Source organism: Novosphingobium sp. ERW19 (genome assembly GCF_012641315.1).
GTDB lineage: Bacteria > Pseudomonadota > Alphaproteobacteria > Sphingomonadales > Sphingomonadaceae > Novosphingobium.
The window spans coordinates 281,910-299,462 of the sequence record NZ_JABAIC010000003.1; the positions used below are offsets into that span (position 1 = coordinate 281,910).

15 protein-coding genes are annotated in these 17,553 nt (G+C 64.9%); all 15 read left to right on the forward strand.

Annotation, left to right across the window (positions count from 1 at the left end; all coding sequences use genetic code 11):
- Window positions 1–38: 38 nt before the first annotated feature.
- The 15 genes from HGI46_RS07415 (at window position 39) to ftsA (ending at window position 17,456) form a co-directional block, all read left to right on the forward strand.
- Window positions 39–536 (forward strand): division/cell wall cluster transcriptional repressor MraZ, encoded by a 498-nt coding sequence (locus HGI46_RS07415; RefSeq protein ID WP_240344526.1) that lies wholly within the window; start codon window positions 39–41, stop codon window positions 534–536.
- On the forward strand, window positions 533–1,519 hold the full coding sequence (rsmH, locus tag HGI46_RS07420) for a 16S rRNA (cytosine(1402)-N(4))-methyltransferase RsmH (protein ID WP_168903666.1): 987 nt from the start codon (window positions 533–535) through the stop codon (window positions 1,517–1,519). The genes HGI46_RS07415 and rsmH overlap by 4 nt, the downstream gene beginning before the upstream one ends.
- Window positions 1,516–2,358, forward strand: a complete 843-nt coding sequence (locus tag HGI46_RS07425; RefSeq protein ID WP_168903667.1) for a hypothetical protein — start codon at window positions 1,516–1,518, stop codon at window positions 2,356–2,358. Before rsmH ends, HGI46_RS07425 begins: the two co-directional genes overlap by 4 nt.
- The gene (locus HGI46_RS07430; RefSeq protein WP_168903668.1) at window positions 2,355–4,100 is read left to right on the forward strand and encodes a penicillin-binding protein 2; all 1,746 of its coding nucleotides are present in this window, start codon (window positions 2,355–2,357) and stop codon (window positions 4,098–4,100) included. The genes HGI46_RS07425 and HGI46_RS07430 overlap by 4 nt, the downstream gene beginning before the upstream one ends.
- Complete coding sequence (locus HGI46_RS07435) at window positions 4,097–5,545, forward strand: UDP-N-acetylmuramoyl-L-alanyl-D-glutamate--2,6-diaminopimelate ligase (protein ID WP_168903669.1); 1,449 nt, start codon at window positions 4,097–4,099, stop codon at window positions 5,543–5,545. The genes HGI46_RS07430 and HGI46_RS07435 overlap by 4 nt, the downstream gene beginning before the upstream one ends.
- Entirely contained in the window at window positions 5,542–7,011 is a 1,470-nt protein-coding gene (murF, locus tag HGI46_RS07440) for a UDP-N-acetylmuramoyl-tripeptide--D-alanyl-D-alanine ligase (RefSeq protein ID WP_168903670.1), read from the forward strand. The genes HGI46_RS07435 and murF overlap by 4 nt, the downstream gene beginning before the upstream one ends.
- Window positions 7,012–8,076, forward strand: a complete 1,065-nt coding sequence (mraY, locus tag HGI46_RS07445; protein ID WP_039334147.1) for a phospho-N-acetylmuramoyl-pentapeptide-transferase — start codon at window positions 7,012–7,014, stop codon at window positions 8,074–8,076.
- Window positions 8,073–9,404 carry a UDP-N-acetylmuramoyl-L-alanine--D-glutamate ligase gene (murD, locus tag HGI46_RS07450; protein ID WP_168903671.1) on the forward strand — a complete coding sequence of 444 codons (1,332 nt, stop codon included), beginning with the start codon at window positions 8,073–8,075 and terminating at the stop codon, window positions 9,402–9,404. Before mraY ends, murD begins: the two co-directional genes overlap by 4 nt.
- Window positions 9,405–9,442: 38 nt before the next feature.
- On the forward strand, window positions 9,443–10,636 hold the full coding sequence (locus HGI46_RS07455; protein WP_168903842.1) for an FtsW/RodA/SpoVE family cell cycle protein: 1,194 nt from the start codon (window positions 9,443–9,445) through the stop codon (window positions 10,634–10,636).
- Window positions 10,633–11,799 (forward strand): undecaprenyldiphospho-muramoylpentapeptide beta-N-acetylglucosaminyltransferase, encoded by a 1,167-nt coding sequence (gene murG, locus HGI46_RS07460; protein ID WP_168903672.1) that lies wholly within the window; start codon window positions 10,633–10,635, stop codon window positions 11,797–11,799. The genes HGI46_RS07455 and murG overlap by 4 nt, the downstream gene beginning before the upstream one ends.
- Window positions 11,796–13,208 carry a UDP-N-acetylmuramate--L-alanine ligase gene (murC, locus tag HGI46_RS07465; RefSeq protein ID WP_168903673.1) on the forward strand — a complete coding sequence of 471 codons (1,413 nt, stop codon included), beginning with the start codon at window positions 11,796–11,798 and terminating at the stop codon, window positions 13,206–13,208. The genes murG and murC overlap by 4 nt, the downstream gene beginning before the upstream one ends.
- The gene (murB, locus tag HGI46_RS07470) at window positions 13,205–14,098 is read left to right on the forward strand and encodes a UDP-N-acetylmuramate dehydrogenase (RefSeq protein WP_346766689.1); all 894 of its coding nucleotides are present in this window, start codon (window positions 13,205–13,207) and stop codon (window positions 14,096–14,098) included. Before murC ends, murB begins: the two co-directional genes overlap by 4 nt.
- Before the next feature lie 142 nt (window positions 14,099–14,240).
- The gene (locus HGI46_RS07475; protein WP_118073392.1) at window positions 14,241–15,194 is read left to right on the forward strand and encodes a D-alanine--D-alanine ligase; all 954 of its coding nucleotides are present in this window, start codon (window positions 14,241–14,243) and stop codon (window positions 15,192–15,194) included.
- Window positions 15,195–15,197: 3 nt separating this feature from the next.
- Window positions 15,198–16,163 (forward strand): FtsQ-type POTRA domain-containing protein, encoded by a 966-nt coding sequence (locus HGI46_RS07480; protein ID WP_168903674.1) that lies wholly within the window; start codon window positions 15,198–15,200, stop codon window positions 16,161–16,163.
- A 9-nt stretch (window positions 16,164–16,172) separates the two neighbouring features.
- Window positions 16,173–17,456 (forward strand): cell division protein FtsA, encoded by a 1,284-nt coding sequence (gene ftsA, locus HGI46_RS07485; protein ID WP_118073394.1) that lies wholly within the window; start codon window positions 16,173–16,175, stop codon window positions 17,454–17,456.
- The last annotated feature ends 97 nt before the right edge of the window (window positions 17,457–17,553 follow it).

Consider the following 17,553-nt stretch of genomic DNA (forward strand, 5'->3'; position numbering starts at 1 on the left):
CGAGCGATGGAGCTTTGTCCGCGAGCGGGGTGTCCAGCGTGGCGGGAGGGCCGGTAAATCTGGTGGGACAGGGCTTTTCGCCGCGTGGCGAAAAGGGCCGCTTCGTCCTGCCTGCCGACTTCCGCTCCGACATCTACGCAGCTTCCGCCAACCAGCGCATTCTCTGCCTCGACAAGCATCCCCGCCTGCCTTGCCTGACCGGATTCGGCCTGTCCCGCCTGGACGAACTGGCTGCAGAGATCGATCGCGAGGAAGAGAAGAGGCTCCGCCTCAACCAGGACTTCGACCGCGACATGGCCGAGGCGCAGGCCTATGGCTTCACCCGCGTGAGCTTCGATGAGAGCGGTCGCTTTGTCCTGCCCGAATACCTGTCCGAACTGGGGCAGGTGGAAGACGGTCTCTATTTCCATGGTGGCGGCCGGCAGATCACCATCTGGAACCCGCAGATCCTGTTCGAGCAGGGCGATGGTTGGGCCAGCGCCAAGGCGGGGTGCCGCGCCAAGATGGCCGAAGCTGCCAAGGGGAAGCGCAAGTGACCGCTGCAGCGCCAAAAGCCCCGCACATTCCCGTGCTGCTCGAAGAGGTCGTCGCGGCCCTTGATGCAAGGCCGGGCGACCTGATCGTCGACGCGACATTCGGAGCGGGCGGCTACACCCGCCGCCTGCTGGAATCGGGCGCTACGGTTCATGCGTTCGACCGCGATCCCGATGCGATCGCGGCGGGAAGGCTCTGGGGAGAAACCTGTGGAAAAGATCCGCGCCTCGTTCTGCATCCCCGTCGCTTTTCCGAACTTGCGGAAGGACTTGCAGAGGCCGGAATTGCGGGCGTTCAGGGCGTCGTGTTCGACATCGGCGTAAGCTCGATGCAGCTCGATCAGCCGGGGCGGGGATTTGCGTTCTCGTCTGACGGACCGTTAGACATGCGGATGTCACAGGACGGTCCAAGTGCGGCGGATTTCCTGAATGAAGCGGACGAGGGGGAAATAGCAGACGTTCTCTATCGCTACGGCGAGGAACGCCAATCGCGCCGGATTGCCCGCGCCATCGTCGCTGCCCGCCCGCTGACCACCACCGGACAGTTCGCTACCGTCGTGCGCAAGGCGCTGGGCTATCGTCCCGACATCAAGGGGCCAAAGGCGCAGAAGGACCCGGCCACCCGCAGCTTCCAAGCCGTGCGCATCCACGTAAATGGCGAACTGGACGAGCTGATCGAAGGTCTGGCCGCGGCAGAGAAGGTGCTGGTTCCCGGCGGTCGCATCGCGGTAGTAAGCTTCCACAGCCTTGAGGACCGCATCGTCAAGCAGTTCCTGCGCGAGGCTGCCGGCGCCGTGCCTGCCGGTTCGCGCCACCTTCCGCAAATGGCCGCGAAGGTTGACCCGGTCTTCGAAAAGCCGTCTGCCGCAATCCGTCCGACGCCCCAGGAAGAGGAGCGCAATCCGCGCGCCCGCTCCGCCACGCTGCGCTGGGCCGTGCGCACTTCCGCGCCTGCCCGGACTGGTGCGGGGAGGGCTGCGGCATGATCACGACCACAAGCCGTCTTCGCTCGGTTGGCTGGCTGGTCCTGCTGGGCCTGTGCCTGGCGCTGGTTGTGGCACTGGCATTCCGGGTCAATGCCCTGCGGAGCCAGATCCACCATGCCGAGGCGCGCATTGTCGCGCTCAAGCAGGAGAAGATGTATCTCGAGACCGAATTCGAGACGCGGTCGAACCAGCAGCAGTTGAAGGCGTGGAACGATGTCGAGTTCGGCTATGCCGCGCCCAACGCCAGCCAGTACATCGAAGGCGAACGCCAGCTTGCCGCACTGAGCGTGCCCGCCACGCCGGATGCGCCCGCCCCGATCCGCGTCGCCAGCGTCGATGACAGTGTTATCGCTTCGGCCGCGTTCCCGGCGATGGTTTCGCCGCTTTCGGGCAAGGCGCTGGCCAGCAATGACAGCAAGGTTGCTGGGGACGCTACCGACGAGGACCGTCCGGCGCGCACTGTCGATCACGCTGAAGCTGTCGAGACGCTGAAAGACCGCCTTGGCAAGGTTGTCGATGCTCGCCCGCGCGGTCCGGTGCGCAAGGAGACGGCTTCCGAGAAGGAGCGTCCGGCCAAGAAGGACGCCAAGCTGGACGCCAAGATGGACGCCAAGATGGACCGGGCCGAGGCATCGGCATCTGCCAAGCCGAAGGCGGCGCAGAAGGTTGCTGCCAAGGACGTCGTTGCGAAGGACAGGGCCGCGAATGCGAAGTCGGCCGGCAAGCCTGCTGCCAAGGCCAAGGCGGTCACAACTGCGGATAAGTCGGGCGCAAGCAAGACCAAGTCCGGTTCGGCCCCTCGCGCCACCAAGGGCAAGGAGGCTAAGGCAGCCCGGTGAACGCACTCACCGCCTCAGCCGCCATCGCTTCCGGCCGCGTCCTGCTGGCCAATGTCCGCCAGCGCTCGCTGGTCGAGGCCAAGGTTCGTGCGCTGGTGGTGGCCGGCTTCATTCTGTTCTTTGGCTTTGCGGCGCTGGCGCGGATTGCCCAACTCGGCTTTTTCGAAGGCTCGCCGACACGTCGTTCGCTGGCTGAAGCGTTGCTTCCGCCGCGTGGCGAGATCACCGATCGCAATGGCGTTCCGCTGGCACGCGCGTTCCCGGCCTATGCGCTGTGGTACAATCCCAAGGCTTTCGGTGAGAACGGCACGCCGCTCGTCAAGTCGCCCGAAGAGGTGGCCAAGGCGCTTCTCGCCATCTTCCCCGATGCGGATTACAATGATTTGCTCCGGCGGCTGAAGTCCGACAAGCCGAGCTATCTGCGCCAGCGCGTGATGCCGGAGGATGCCAACCGCATCTTTGCCCTTGGCGAGCCTGCGCTGGAGTTCCCGCGCGAGAACCAGCGCTATTATCCCCAAGGATCGCTTGGCGCGCACGTGCTCGGCTATGTCGACAGCGAAGGCCATGGCCATGTCGGCATGGAGCAGGTGCTCGAAAAGCAGCTGCTCGATCCAGCCCAGCGCGGAAAGCCGGTAGCGCTTTCCATCGATATGCGTGCGCAAGGCGCGCTTGAGGACGAACTCGGGCGCGGCATGCTCGAAACCGAGGCCAAGGGCGCGGCGGGTGTGATCCTCGATGTCGATACCGGCGAGATTATCGCGCTGGCATCGCTACCCTCGTTCAATCCCAACCGTTCGGACCAGGCGCTCAACAACCTGGTGTTCAACAAGGTGACGAACCAGGTTTACGAACTCGGGTCGACCTTCAAGCCGCTGAGCGTTGCGGCGGCAATCGACGCGGGCGTGGTGACCGACCTTTCGGTGCGCTATCCTTCGGACAGGCCGCTGGCGATTGGCGGTTTTCACATTCGTGACAGCCACAGCTTCGGCGCTTCGCTCAACGTGCCCGAAGCGCTGATCCACTCATCGAACATCGTTACGGCGCAGGTGGCTGACAAGTTGGGTGGTCCCGCGCTGAAGAAGACGATGGCGGCGCTCGGCATGAATGAGCGGCCCTACATCGAACTGCCGGCGCGTGGCTTCCCGCTCTGGCCGCGCGGCACCAACAAGAACGGCGACTGGGCGCGCATTACCACGATGACGGTCAGCTACGGTCACGGCATCGCGGTTACCCCGCTGCATCTGGCAGCAGCCTATGCCGCAATGGTCAACGGCGGCATCTGGCGCCCGGCGACGCTGTTCAAGCGCGAGCCGACGCAGATCCCCGAGGGACGCCGGGTCTACAAGGCTTCGACGAGCGCGCGCATGCGCCAGCTACTGCGGATGATCGTTGTCGACGGTACCGGCAAGAGCGCCAACGCCTCAGGCTATCGCGTTGGCGGCAAGACCGGTTCGGCGGAAAAGCCTGGCGGCAAGGGTGGTTACAACCGCACCTCGCTCGTCGCGACATTCGCCGCCGCCTTCCCGATGGACAAGCCGCGCTACGTGGTGATCGCGATGCTTGACGAACCGAAGGGTACGGCCGCTTCGCAGTACCAGCGTACGGCTGCTTTCAACGCCGCACCGATCGTCGGACGCGTGGTGCCGCGCATCGGGCCGTTTCTCGGTGTCGTGCCTGACGACACTCGTGATATCGACATCTCGGACTTGTCGCCGCTGGTCGGCAACGGAGAGGGTGAATGAAGCTCGGCGCGATCCTTGAAGCGGCGGGTTTCGCTGGCGAGAACGCTGATGCGAACGTCACCGGCTTTGCCATCGATCATCGCAAGGTTGCCCCGGGAACGATCTTCGGTGCCTTTCCAGGCACGCGCTTCAATGGCGAGGACTTCATTGCCGATGCCGTGAAGGCGGGCGCTGTCGCCGTGGTCGCGCGGCCGCAGGCCAAGGTCGAAGGGGCGGTGCACGTTGCCGATGAAGAGCCGCGCCGCGCCTTTGCCGCGCTGGCCGCGCGCTTTTTCCAGCCTGTGCCCGAGACCGTTGTTGCCGTTACGGGGACCAACGGCAAGACCTCAACGGTTGAAATGACGCGCCAGATCTGGCGCATGGCCGGCTATTCTGCGGCGTCGATCGGCACGCTCGGCGTGACCACGGCAGACGAAAGCGTCTCTACCGGGCTGACCACGCCGGACATCGTGACGTTCCTTTCGAACATGACCGGCCTTGCCCGCGAGGGTGTGACGCATGTCGCCTATGAAGCGTCGAGCCATGGCCTATCGCAGTACCGCAACGAGGGCCTGCGCGTGGGGGCAGGGGCCTTTACCAACCTCAGTCGCGACCATCTCGATTACCACGCGACGATGGACGATTACTTCGCGGCCAAGATGCGCCTGTTCGACCATGTCGTGGAAGAGAGCGGCACGGCGGTCGTCTGGATGGACGACGAGTGGTCGGGACGGGTGGTGGAGCATGTCCGCGCGAGGGGGCTGCGGCTGCTCTCGGTGGGCAAGCAGGGGACCGAGATCCGCCTGCTCGCCCGTACCCCGACGCAACTGGGGCAGACCCTCGAGATCGATTTCGAAGGCCAGGCGCGCAAGATCAACCTGCCGCTGATCGGGGCCTATCAGGCGGCGAACGCGCTGGTTTCCGCCGGGCTGGCAATTGCTTCAGGGACCGATGCGGCCAAGGTGTTCGATGCGCTGGCGCGGTTGCAACCGGTGCGGGGGCGGCTGGAGCGCGCAGCGATCAATCGTGCCGGGGCGCCGGTCTATGTCGACTACGCGCACACGCCCGACGCCATCGAAGCGGCGATTGCCGCGCTGCGCCCGCATACGTCCGGGCGCCTGATCACCGTGTTCGGTGCTGGCGGTGACCGCGACGGCGGCAAGCGTCCGGAGATGGGAAGTGCTGCCTGTGCCGGCTCGGATCTGGTGATTGTCACGGATGACAATCCCCGTGGTGAAGATCCCGCGGAAATCCGCGCCGCCATCATGGCGGGCTGCGACGAAAAGGCCCGCGAGATCGGCGATCGTCGTGCCGCGATTGCCGCCGCGATTGCCGAGGCGGGCCGTGAAGACATTGTCCTTGTTGCAGGGAAGGGGCACGAACAGGGACAGATCGTGGGCAGGGGCGATGCTGTCCGTATCCTGCCGTTTGACGACGTTCAGGTCGCCAGGGAGTGCACCACATGACCGCCCATCCCGCGCTTATCGCAGGGCCAGAGGACCCGTCCGACGCGGCGGGTCTTGCGCTTTGGACGAGCGAGGAAATCGCTGCGGCAACGGGTGGCCGGGCAAGCGCGCAGTTCGCGGTCTCCGGCGTCGAGATCGACAGCCGCGAGGTGGTGGAAGGCGACCTGTTCTTCGCCTTGAAGGGCGAGGCTTCGGACGGTCATCGCTACCTTGAGGGCGCCTACGGGCGCGGCGCGGCGGGCACGGTGGTCGAACATGCGACGTTCGGCCCGCACGTGCTGGTCGGCAACACGATGACTGCGCTTGAGAACCTTGGCCGGGCGGCGCGCGCGCGCGTCGATGCCGGGATCATCGGGGTGACGGGTTCTGCCGGCAAGACCGGCGTCAAGGAAGCGCTCTATGCCGCGCTCGACCGCGCCAGTCGGGGCCGGGCACACCGTTCGGTCAAGAGCTACAACAACCACGTCGGCGTTCCGCTAAGCCTTTCGCGGATGCCCGCGCGCACCAGCTTCGGCGTGTTCGAGATGGGTATGAACCATGCGGGCGAGCTGGCCGCGCTGACCCGGCTGGTCCGTCCCCACGTCGCCATCGTCACTACCATTGCGCCCGCCCACATCGGCCACTTTTCGGGTGAGGAAGCGATTGCCGATGCCAAGGCGGAGATCTTCGAAGGTCTTGAACATGGTGGCGTCGCCATCATTCCCGCTGACAACCGCCATTTCGAACGGCTGCGGGCCAAGGCCGCGCAACATGCCGAGCGCGTGATCAGCTTCGGTCGCCATGCCGACGCAAGCGTCCGGCTGATCGATGCGGTGGCGGCCTCAGGGGGCGGTACCCTGGTTACGGCGGACCTTGGGGGCCGCAAGGTCTGCTACACGATCTCGCAACCGGGCGAACACTGGGTTGCCAACTCGCTGGCGATCATGGCCGCTGTCGAAGCGATCGGGGGCGATCTGGGCGCTGCCGGACTCGCTCTGGCCGAAATGGAAGGCCTTGCTGGGCGCGGGGCCCGCCACGAGATTGCCGCCACCGGTGGCGACGGTTCGGGCAAGGCCCTGCTGATCGACGAAAGCTACAACGCCAATCCTGCCTCGATGGCCGTCACCCTGCGCCAGCTTGGTGCGACACCCGCCACCCGCCGCGTTGCCATTCTTGGCGCGATGAAGGAGCTGGGCGAAGCCGAGGCACGCTATCACGCCGAACTCGCCGGGCCCGTCGCCGAGGGCAAGGTCGACAAGCTGGTGCTGGTAGGCGCCGAAATGGCGGCATTGGCCGACGCGCTGGGGAAAAGCGGGCCGTTCTCGCTTGCCGGTAAAATCGATGTGGCGCATGTGCAGACAGCTTCGGAAGCGGCGGAATGTCTGGCTGCGGACGGTGTGCGCGGGGGTGATGCGATCCTCGTGAAGGGGTCGAATTCGGTGGGACTGGGCGCGATCGTGCGTTCGCTCACCACCAGGGAACGGTGAATGCTCTACCAGCTGGCCGAGTGGCTGCATTTCGAGGGATTCAGCAACCTCATCCGCTACCAGACGTTCCGCGCGGGCGCGACGCTGTTGACCGCGCTGATGATCGGCCTGATCATCGGTCCGCGCTTCATCAACATGCTGCGTGTGCGCCAGGGCAAGGGTCAGCCGATCCGCGAGGACGGCCCGCAGTCACACCTCGCCAAGCGCGGCACGCCGACCATGGGCGGATTGATGATCGTGACGTCGCTCACGCTGTCGCTGCTGCTGTGGATGGATGTGACCAGTCGCCTCGTCTGGTCCTGCGTTGTCGTGACGCTCGGCTTCGGGCTGATCGGCTTTCTTGATGACTACGACAAGGTTACAAAGTACGCGCACAAGGGCGTGCCCGCCAAGGTTCGCCTGGCCGGTGAGTTCGTGGTGGCCGGTATCGCTGCGTGGCTGGCAGTCGGCGAAACGCACCTTTACGTTCCGCTGTTCAGCAATCTCTACGTGCCGCTTGGGCCGTTCTATTACCTCTTCGCGATTTTCGTGATCGTCGGCGCGGGCAATGCGGTGAACCTGACCGACGGTCTGGACGGCCTTGCAACCATGCCGGTGATCATCGCGGCTGGCACCTTCGCTATCATCGCCTATCTGGCCGGGCGCGTGGACTATTCCACCTACCTCGGCATTCCGCACGTCAAGGGTGCGGGCGAACTGGCGATCTTCTGTGCGGCAATGATGGGTGCGGGCCTCGCCTTTCTGTGGTTCAACGCGCCGCCTGCCGCCGTGTTCATGGGCGATACCGGCAGCCTCGCGCTCGGTGGCGCTCTTGGCGTGATTGCCGTCGCCGCGCATCATGAGATCGTGCTGGCCATTGTCGGCGGGCTGTTCGTGATGGAGGCCGTGTCGGTGATCGTCCAGGTCGCGGTCTACAAGCGCACCGGCAAGCGCGTGTTCCGCATGGCCCCGATCCACCACCACTTCGAGCAGCTCGGCTGGAAGGAATCGACCGTCGTGATCCGCTTCTGGATCGTGTCGATCGTGCTGGCGCTGATCGGCCTCGCCACGCTGAAGGTGCGATGATCATCTCGCCCGCCTTTTCCGGCAAACGCTTCGCCGTGCTCGGCCTTGCCCGTTCGGGGCAGGCGAGCGTCGAGGCGCTGCTGGCGGGCGGGGCGGACGTCACCGTATGGGACAGCCGCGAGGAACCGCGCGCAGCCTACGAAGGGCGCTGCACTATCGCCGATCCACTGGCGACCGACCTGACCGGGTTTGCGGGCGTGGTGGTGAGCCCCGGGGTGCCACTCAATCGCCATCCGATTGCCGCCCATGCCGCTTCATGCGGCGTGCCGGTTATCGGCGACATCGAACTGTTCGCGCAAGCCCGCGCTGACCTGCCGCCGCATCGCGTTGTCGGCATCACTGGCACCAACGGCAAATCGACGACGACGATGCTGGTGCACCACATCTGTAAGGCGGCTGGTCTCGAAGCCCGGCTTGGCGGCAATATCGGCCTGCCCGTCTTGGGGCAGGAGCCGCTGCCCGAAGGCGGCGTCTATGTCCTCGAACTGTCCAGCTACCAGATCGACCTGACGCAGAGCCTTGATTGCGATGTCGCCGCGCTGATCAACCTCAGTCCCGATCACCTTGACCGCTACGATGGCTTTGAAGGTTACGCTGACGCGAAGGCGCGGCTGTTCCAGATGCAGTCTGGGCAGCACCATGCCGTGTTCGGGTGCGGGGACAAGCACACTCTGAAGATTGCGCGTGAGGCTTCCGCTACGCATGACGCAGGTTTCGTGCATGTGGTGCAGCCCGATGCTTTGGCAGGCCAGGCGGATTGGCCATCGCTCCAGGGCCCCCACAATCTTCAGAACGCGGCGATTGCCGTTGAAATCGCGCGCTATCTGGGCATCGCCGAGAAGGTATGGCGCCCCGCTCTTGCCAGCTTCGTCGGCCTACCTCACCGCATGGAGCGCGTGGCCGAGGCCAATGGCGTGCTGTTCGTCAACGACAGCAAGGCTACCAATCCGGCCTCGACCGCGCCTGCGCTCGGCGCCTATCCGCGTATCCACTGGATCCTTGGTGGCCTGCCCAAGAGCGACAACCTCGATGAGTGCGCGCCCTACTTCGACCACGTTGTCGCCGCCTACACGATCGGCGAGGCAGGGCCGATGTTTGCCGACATCCTCGATCCCATCATGCCGGTCAACCGCAGCGAGATGATGTGCGATGCCGTGCGTCAGGCGATGCAGGCAGCGCAGCCCGGCGACGTGGTGATGCTTTCGCCAGCGTGTGCCAGCTTCGATCAGTTCCGCGATTTCGAGGCGCGCGGCGACAGCTTTCGCCAGATTGTCGAGGCGCTGATTGCCGATTCCGATGCACCCTGTCCGCCGGGGATTGGTTCATGAGCACTACGCCCACGCCCACCCGCCTCGTCACCACCACCATGCCCGATGGCGGCGTGCGGGTGGTTGGCCATGGCGCGCGTTTTCGCCGCAGCCGTCGCAGCGAACTGCTGATCTGGTGGCGCGAGATCGATCGCGTGCTGCTCACCCTGATCCTTTCACTGGTGACGATCGGCTGCATCGCCGTTGCCGCTGCGTCCCCCGCCTCGGCGCATCGCCTGTCCACGAACCAGAAGTCGCTCGGCGATCTCTACTTCTTCTGGATTCACCTGCGTTGGGTCGCGCTGGGGCTGATCGCGATGTTCTTTGCATCTGTCCTCCCCAAGGAGGCGGCACGACGCGGAGCCATCCTGCTCGCGGCTGCGATGGTCCTTGCACTCGTGCTCGTGCCGCTTGTCGGTAGCGAGGTCAAAGGGGCGAAGCGCTGGCTGTGGATCGGCTTCAGCCTGCAGCCTTCGGAATTTCTCAAGCCCGGATTTGCCATTGCCCTGGCCTGGATCCTGTCGTGGCGGGTGCGCGATCCGAATATCCCCGTCATCCCGATCACGGTGGCGATCATGGGGCTGGTGGGCATCCTGCTGATGGCCCAGCCCGACTTCGGCTCCACCATGCTGTTCGGCGGTGTATGGTTCGTATTGGCGCTGCTTTCGGGTCTGTCGGTCAACAAGATCATATATGCGATGGGCGGGCTGATCCTCGTGGTCATTGCCGCGTACTTCTTCTACCCGAACGCGACGCACCGTATCGACAACTTCATTTCGGGGGGCAGCGAGTTCGATCAGGTCGACCTTGCCATGCGCACCTTGATGAACGGCGGATGGAGCGGGACCGGCCTGTGGCTCGGCAGCCGCAAGAATGCGCTGCCCGAAGCGCACACCGACTATATCTTTTCGGTGGTTGGTGAGGAATTCGGGCTGATCGCCTGCGCGGTGATCGTCACGATCTATTGCGCGATCGCGCTGCGCGTGCTGATGCGCCTGCTTGATGAGGACGATCTGTTCACCATCCTCGCGGCAGCCGGGCTGACCGCGCAGCTGGTCGGTCAGGCGTTCATCAACATCCTTGTGAACCTGCAACTTTTCCCTTCGAAAGGCATGACCTTGCCGCTGATCAGCTACGGCGGATCCTCCACCATCGCGCTGCTCATGGGCGTCGGGCTGCTGCTCGCGATCACGCGGCGCAACCCCTACCTTTCGCGCGAGAAGTTCGACGTTACGGAACTGGTGCGCAAATGAGTGGCGCTTCTCGGCATTACGTGCTCGCGGCAGGCGGCACGGGTGGACACCTCATTCCGGCTTTCGCGCTGGCGGTCGAGCTGGAACGGCGCGGCCATCATGTCGCGCTGGTAACCGATGAGCGCGGCGCGAAGATTCCCGGCAAGCCGGACTTCATGCCGGCGCACGTGCTGCCCGCAGGCCGTCTCGCCAAGAACCCGGTGGCGTTGCTCAAGGGGCTGCGCGCGATCTGGCAGGGCCGGGCGATGGCGCTGCGGCTGTTCGAAAGCTTCCAGCCTTCCTGCGTGATCGGCTTTGGCGGTTATCCTGCGCTTCCCGCACTGCTGGCAGCCCATTCGGCGAAGATCCCGACGGTGATCCATGAGCAGAACGCAGTGCTGGGACGCGTAAACCGCTTCCTCGCCAAGCGCGTTGACGCCATCGCCACGGCTTACCGCGAGGTTGATCGGCTTGCGCCGAAGCTGTGGGGCAAGGTCCACCGCGTCGGTAATCCTGTGCGGCCCGAAGTACTGGCGCTGCGAGGCGAGCCGTTCCCCGAGTTCACCGAAGACAGCCTGTTCCGTGTGCTGGTGACAGGTGGGAGCCAGGGCGCTTCGGTCTTGTCGGAAGTCGTACCCGATGGTCTGGCGATGCTGCCGCCCGCGCTACGCCATCGCTTGCAGGTGACTCAGCAGTGCCGCCCGGAGGACCTCGAGGCTGTTCGCGCCCGCTATACCGCACATGAGATTCCGGCTGAACTTGGCACGTACTTCGAAGACATGCAGTCTCGCCTTGCCGGAACGCACCTGTTCATCGGTCGCGCCGGCGCATCGACCATTGCCGAACTGACTGCCGTGGGACGCCCGGCGATCCTCGTCCCGCTGCCCATCGCGACAGATGATCATCAGGCCGCCAACACGCGCGAGATGGTTGCGGCAGGCGGCGCGCGCGCGATCCGGCAGACCGGCTTTACCCCCAAGGAACTGGCGAAACAGATTCAGGCCATGGCCCAGCACCCGCATACCCTTGCCAATGCCGCGCATGCCGCGTGGAACTGTGGGCTGCCCAACGCCGTCAGCGATCTGGCCGATCTGGTCGAAAGCTTTGGCGGTGAGCCGATCATGGACGTGATCCGCGTCGACACCCGCAGCGCCGCGCCGTCAGGGCAGGAGCAACTCGCATGAAGGGCGTCGGCACCGAGATCGGCACGATCCACTTTGTCGGCATCGGCGGCATCGGCATGTCCGGCATTGCCGAGGTCATGCACAACATGGGCTATTCGGTGCAGGGCTCCGACATGGCGGAAAGCTATGTCGTCGATGGACTGCGCTCGCGCGGTATCAAGGTGATGATCGGGCAGAAGTCCGAGAACGTCGATGGCGTCGCCGTGGTCGTGACCTCGACCGCCGTGAAGCGCGACAATCCCGAAGTGGTTGCCGCACTGGAAAACCGCATCCCCGTGGTTCGCCGTGCCGAAATGCTGGCCGAACTGATGCGCCTCAAGAGCACGGTTGCGGTCGCCGGTACCCACGGCAAGACCACGACGACCTCGATGGTTGCCTGCTTGCTCGATGCGGGCGGGATCGATCCGACCGTGATCAACGGCGGGATCATCAATTCCTATGGCTCCAACGCGCGTCTGGGTGACAGCGAATGGATGGTCGTCGAGGCCGACGAGAGCGACGGTTCTTTCCTGCGTCTCGACGGCACGCTGGCAGTCGTCACCAATATCGATCCCGAGCACCTCGATCACTACGGCAGCTTCGAGAAGGTCAAGTCGGCGTTCGTCGAGTTTATCGAGAATGTGCCGTTCTACGGCGCGGCCATGCTCTGCATCGATCACCCCGAAGTGCAGGCAATTATTCCCAAGGTGCGGGACCGCCGCGTGGTGACCTACGGCTTCTCCGCTCAGGCTGACGTGCGGGGTGAGGCCGTGACGCCGATCCCCGGCGGCAACCGCTTTACCGCTGTGCTGCGCCAGCGCGATGGTTCGTTCCGCCGCATCGAGGGCATCGAACTGCCGATGCCGGGCCGTCACAACGTCCAGAACGCGCTCGCCGCCGTTGCAGTCGCAGTGGAAATGGGTGTTTCAGACGAACTTATCCGCACTGGCTTCGGCAAGTTCGGCGGGGTTAAGCGTCGCTTCACCAAGGTCGGTGAGGTGGATGGCGTGACGGTCATCGACGATTACGGCCACCACCCGGTCGAAATCCGCGCTGTTCTCGCTGCCGCGCGCGAAGGTGTGCAAGGCCGCGTCATCGCAGTCGTCCAGCCGCACCGTTTCACCCGGTTGCGCGATCACATGGAAGACTTCCAGGGTGCGTTCAACGACGCCGATGTGGTCTATGCCGCGCCGGTTTACCCTGCAGGTGAACAGCCGATCGAAGGCGTGGATAGCGCGGCGATGGTCGACGGCATCAAGGCGCGCGGGCATCGCAGCGCGCACCTGACAGCCGGTGCCGACGCGTTGGCCAAGGAACTTGCTGCGACGGCGCAGCCCGGTGACATGGTCGTGTGCCTTGGCGCCGGTGACATCACCAAGTGGGCCGCTGGGCTTGCCGATGCGATCGCGCGAGAAAGGGGGCAGGGGTGACCACCCTCACGCTGCCTCAGGTTCGCGGCAAGCTGACGCAGAACGCCCCGCTTGCGCCGCTGGTCTGGTTCAAGTCCGGGGGCACGGCTGACTGGCTGTTCGAGCCAAAGGACGTCGCCGACCTGCAGGACTTTTTGGCGGGGCTCGCTCCGGACGTGCCGGTCATGGCGCTCGGCCTTGGCTCCAACCTGATCGTGCGCGACGGCGGCGTTCCGGGGGTGGTCGTTCGTCTTGGCAAGGCCTTCGCCAAGGTCGAGAAGGTTGATGAAATCACGCTCAATTGCGGCGGTGGTGCATCGGGCATTCTGGTGTCCAGCACAGCGCGCGACAACGGCATTGCCGGGCTGGAATTCCTGCGTTCGATCCCCGGCACGGTCGGCGGCTTCGTGCGCATGAACGGCGGTGCCTACGGGCGCGAGGTCAAGGACGTGCTGGTCGATTGCGACGTAGTGATCCGCTCGGGCGAGATCGTCACGCTGCCGCTCAGCGAGCTTGGCTACACTTACCGTCATTCCGACCTCACTGACGGATCGATTGTCGTCGCCGCGCGTTTCCGCGGCCACCCCGGCGAGCCGGACGACATCCAGGCCGAAATGGACCGCATCAGCGCTGCCCGCGAGGCTTCGCAGCCGCTGCGCTCCAAGACCGGCGGTTCGACCTTCAAGAACCCGGACGGCGGCAAGGCTTGGGAACTGGTCGACAAGGCTGGATGCCGTGGGCTTACCATGGGCGGCGCGCAAGTCAGCGAGAAGCACACCAACTTCCTGATCAACACCGGCGAGGCTACTAGCGCCGAAATCGAGGCGCTGGGCGAGGAAGTGCGCAAGCGCGTGAAGGACATGTCGGGCGTCGAGCTCGAATGGGAAATCAAGAGGATTGGCAGAGCATGACGGGTTTGCACCAGTTCCTCCCCCACCGGGGGAGGGGGACCACCGTAGGTGGTGGAGGGGCACTCTCGCTAGTGCACTCCGGCCGGTGCCCCTCCACCATGCTTCTCATGATTCCCCTCCCGGTGCCGGGGAGGAACTGGGCGTGACGCTACCTAAACTCCATGTCGCGGTGCTGATGGGCGGCTGGTCAAGCGAGCGCCCGGTTTCGCTCATGTCGGGCGAGGGCGTGGCCAAGGCGCTTGAGTCCAAGGGCCACAAGGTCACGCGGATCGACATGGATCGCGAGGTTGCCCTGCGTCTGGCTGAAGCAAAGCCCGATGTGGTGTTCAACGCGCTGCACGGCACGCCGGGCGAGGATGGCTCGATCCAGGGCCTGATGGACATCATGGGCCTGACCTACACCCATTCGGGCCTTGCCACCTCGGTCATCGCGATCGACAAGGAACTGACCAAGCAGGCGCTCGTGCCGCATGGCATTCCGATGCCAGGCGGGCGCATCGTACGCACCGAAGAGCTCTACAAGGCTGATCCCCTGCCGCGTCCTTACGTGCTCAAGCCGGTCAATGAAGGCTCATCGGTTGGCGTCGCCATCGTCACGGCTGACGGCAACTACGGCAACCCGATCAACGCGGATTCGCGCGGTCCGTGGCAGGAGTTCGACGAGCTTCTCGCTGAACCGTTCATTCGTGGGCGCGAACTGACCACCGCCGTCATCGGCGACCGCGCGCTGCTCGTCACCGAGCTCAAGCCCAAGTCCGGCTTCTACGATTTCGACGCCAAGTACACCGACGGCATGACCGATCACATCTGCCCGGCCGAGATTCCGGACGAAATCACCGAGGCGTGCAAGCAGATCGCCTTGCGCGCGCACCAGTTGCTGGGCTGCAAGGGCACCAGCCGCTCCGACTTCCGCTGGGACGACGAGCAGGGCGTCGAAGGGCTGTTCCTGCTGGAGGTCAACACCCAGCCTGGCATGACCCCGCTCAGCCTCGTGCCCGAACAGGCCAGGGCGCTGGGCATGGACTATCCCGATCTGGTCGAGGCGATCATTGCGGAAAGCCTGAAAGACTCGGGCAAGGACTCAGGAAGGGCCTGAACCATGGCGCAGACGATCAAGCGGGGCGGCAAGGGCGTGCGGCGGGCAGCGGCTGCGCGGACGACGCAGCGCAAGGTCCAGGCAGCGCGCCAACAGACCGGATCGGTGCTCGACACCGTGATGCACTGGCTGCCGTTCAGCGAGGAGACGCTGCACCGCATCCTGATGACGCTGATCCTGGGGGCAGCAGCAGGGTTGGTGTGGACCGTGGCGGTCATGGCCGGCATCCCGACGCTTGCTTCCGAACAGGCGGCACTTATCGCGTCCGATGCCGGGTTCAAGGTCAGCCATCTCGAGGTGCGCGGCGTCAACCGCATGAACGAGCAGCGCATTTACGAGCGTGTGCTTGGCCAGAACGATCGTGCGATGACCACGCTCGATCTCGCGGCGCTGCGAGACGAACTCAACCAGCTGCCGTGGGTCAAGGATGCCCGCGTTTCGCGCAAGTTGCCCGATACGCTGGTGATCGACATCGTCGAGCGTAATCCGCACGCCGTGCTACGCAAGCCCGATCGCATGGTGCTGATCGACGATACCGGCGTGGAGCTCGAAACGGTAAAGCCTGACAAGGCCAAGGGCATGCTCGTCCTGTCCGGCCTCGGCGTTGGCCAGCGCGTTCAGGACCTCACGCGACTGCTTGATGCCGCGCCTGCCTTGAAACCGCAGGTTTCGGAAGCCGAGTGGGTCGGCAACCGCCGCTGGAACCTCACGTTCAAGACCGGGCAGGTGCTGGCTCTGCCTGAGGGCGACGAGAAGTCTGCCGGAGCGCTGCTGAGCTTTGCGCGCATGGACGGGGTGAACCGGCTGCTCGGCGGCAAGGTTGCCGCCTTCGACATGCGCGCGCCCGACCGCGTTTATATGCGCGTGCCTGGCCATGCTGAGGAAGTTGCGGCGGAAAAGCGCGCCGCCGATCAGGCCAAGGCCGAAGCCAAGCGCATCGCGGCTGCGGCCAAGAGCGACGAAGGCTGATCCAGCGACATGGCGACGCCCCGCATCACCAAAGTCTTTGCTGCCGTGAACATCGGCTCGTTCCGCGTTTCTGCGATGATCGCGGGGCTTTCGGAAACGGGCGAGATGGTGGTGCTCGGTTCCGGGCACCGCGCCGCGCAGGGGATCAAGCGCGGCTATGTCACCGACATGCAGGCTGCGACCCATTCGGTGCGCGATGCGATCGAGCGGGCCGAGAAGATGGCCAATGTCGATATCCAGAAGGTCTGGATCGGCTGCGCAGGTGCAGGCCTTGCCAGCACCACCGCGCGGGTCGAGGTCGAAGTCGGCGGACGCCGCATCGAGCAGGACGATATCGAGCATCTGCTGGTGGCCGGGCGCGGCGTGATCCAGCCCGATGGCCGCACCGTGCTCCACGCCCAGCCAGCGCACTACACGCTCGATGGTGCCCACGGCGTGCCCAATCCCAAGGGCCTTCATGCCGAACGGCTTGCGGTGGATATCCACGTCATGCTCGCCGATGGTGCACCGGTTCGCAATCTTCGGGAGGCAGTGCAGAACGCCCATCTCGAGGTCGAAGCTGTCGTCGGATCGCCGGTCGCGGCTGGCCACGCATGCCTTACGCCGGAAGAGCGTGAACTGGGCGTGGCGCTGGTCGAGTTCGGAGCAGAGGTCACGACGGTATCGGTCTACGCGGCCGGCATGCTGCTTGGCATGCAGGTGATCCAGTACGGTTCGGGCGATATCACCGATGCGATTGCCTCGGCCTTCGGCATCCGTCGCTATCAGGCAGAGCGCCTCAAGTGCATGTCCGGCTCGGCCATCGCCAGCCCGGCGGACCATCGCGAGATGATCCCGGTCAACGCGCCGGGTGACCCCGAAGGCGGCCCGGTCGCCCGCCATGCCGACGACAAGAACCGCATTCCTCGTGCCGAATTGATCTCGGTCATCACCCAGCAGCTCGGCTTCTTCACCGAGGAAGTGGGCAAATCACTCAAGTCGATGGGCTTCGTTGGCCAGACCGGGCAGCAGGTCGTGCTGACCGGTGGGGGCGCGCAACTTCCAGGCCTTGCCGACTATGCGCAATCGGCGCTCGGTCGGCCTGTGCGCATCGGTTCGCCGCCGACGATGCTCGGCCTTCCGCCGGGCCATGCCACGCCAAGCTCCTCCACACTGGTGGGACTCGTGCTGTTTGCAGCGGCCGATCCAGTGGACATTCGCGCCATCGGCCCAGCCAACGATCCGGTCGGCGGAGCTTACGGCGGCAAGAAGCTGCTGATTCGCCTTGTGCGGGCGATAAAGGATTACTTTTGAACGGCCTTTTGGCCCGGTTCAGCGCTCTCGACGTGCGAACTTGGCCCGTCATGGTGTTGCAACCTGTGGAAAAGGTTGCTGCGCCTTTGATTCGCCG

Bases quoted from the DNA above. Each gene is read 5' to 3' on its own strand.
- HGI46_RS07425 (WP_168903667.1), top strand. From the start codon at position 1,516: ATGATCACGACCACAAGCCGTCTTCGCTCGGTTGGCTGGCTGGTCCTG.
- HGI46_RS07435 (WP_168903669.1), top strand. From the start codon at position 4,097: ATGAAGCTCGGCGCGATCCTTGAAGCGGCGGGTTTCGCTGGCGAGAAC.
- murF (WP_168903670.1), top strand. From the start codon at position 5,542: ATGACCGCCCATCCCGCGCTTATCGCAGGGCCAGAGGACCCGTCCGAC.
- mraY (WP_039334147.1), top strand. From the start codon at position 7,012: ATGCTCTACCAGCTGGCCGAGTGGCTGCATTTCGAGGGATTCAGCAAC.
- murD (WP_168903671.1), top strand. From the start codon at position 8,073: ATGATCATCTCGCCCGCCTTTTCCGGCAAACGCTTCGCCGTGCTCGGC.
- HGI46_RS07455 (WP_168903842.1), top strand. From the start codon at position 9,443: ATGCCCGATGGCGGCGTGCGGGTGGTTGGCCATGGCGCGCGTTTTCGC.
- murG (WP_168903672.1), top strand. From the start codon at position 10,633: ATGAGTGGCGCTTCTCGGCATTACGTGCTCGCGGCAGGCGGCACGGGT.
- murC (WP_168903673.1), top strand. From the start codon at position 11,796: ATGAAGGGCGTCGGCACCGAGATCGGCACGATCCACTTTGTCGGCATC.
- HGI46_RS07480 (WP_168903674.1), top strand. From the start codon at position 15,198: ATGGCGCAGACGATCAAGCGGGGCGGCAAGGGCGTGCGGCGGGCAGCG.
- ftsA (WP_118073394.1), top strand. From the start codon at position 16,173: ATGGCGACGCCCCGCATCACCAAAGTCTTTGCTGCCGTGAACATCGGC.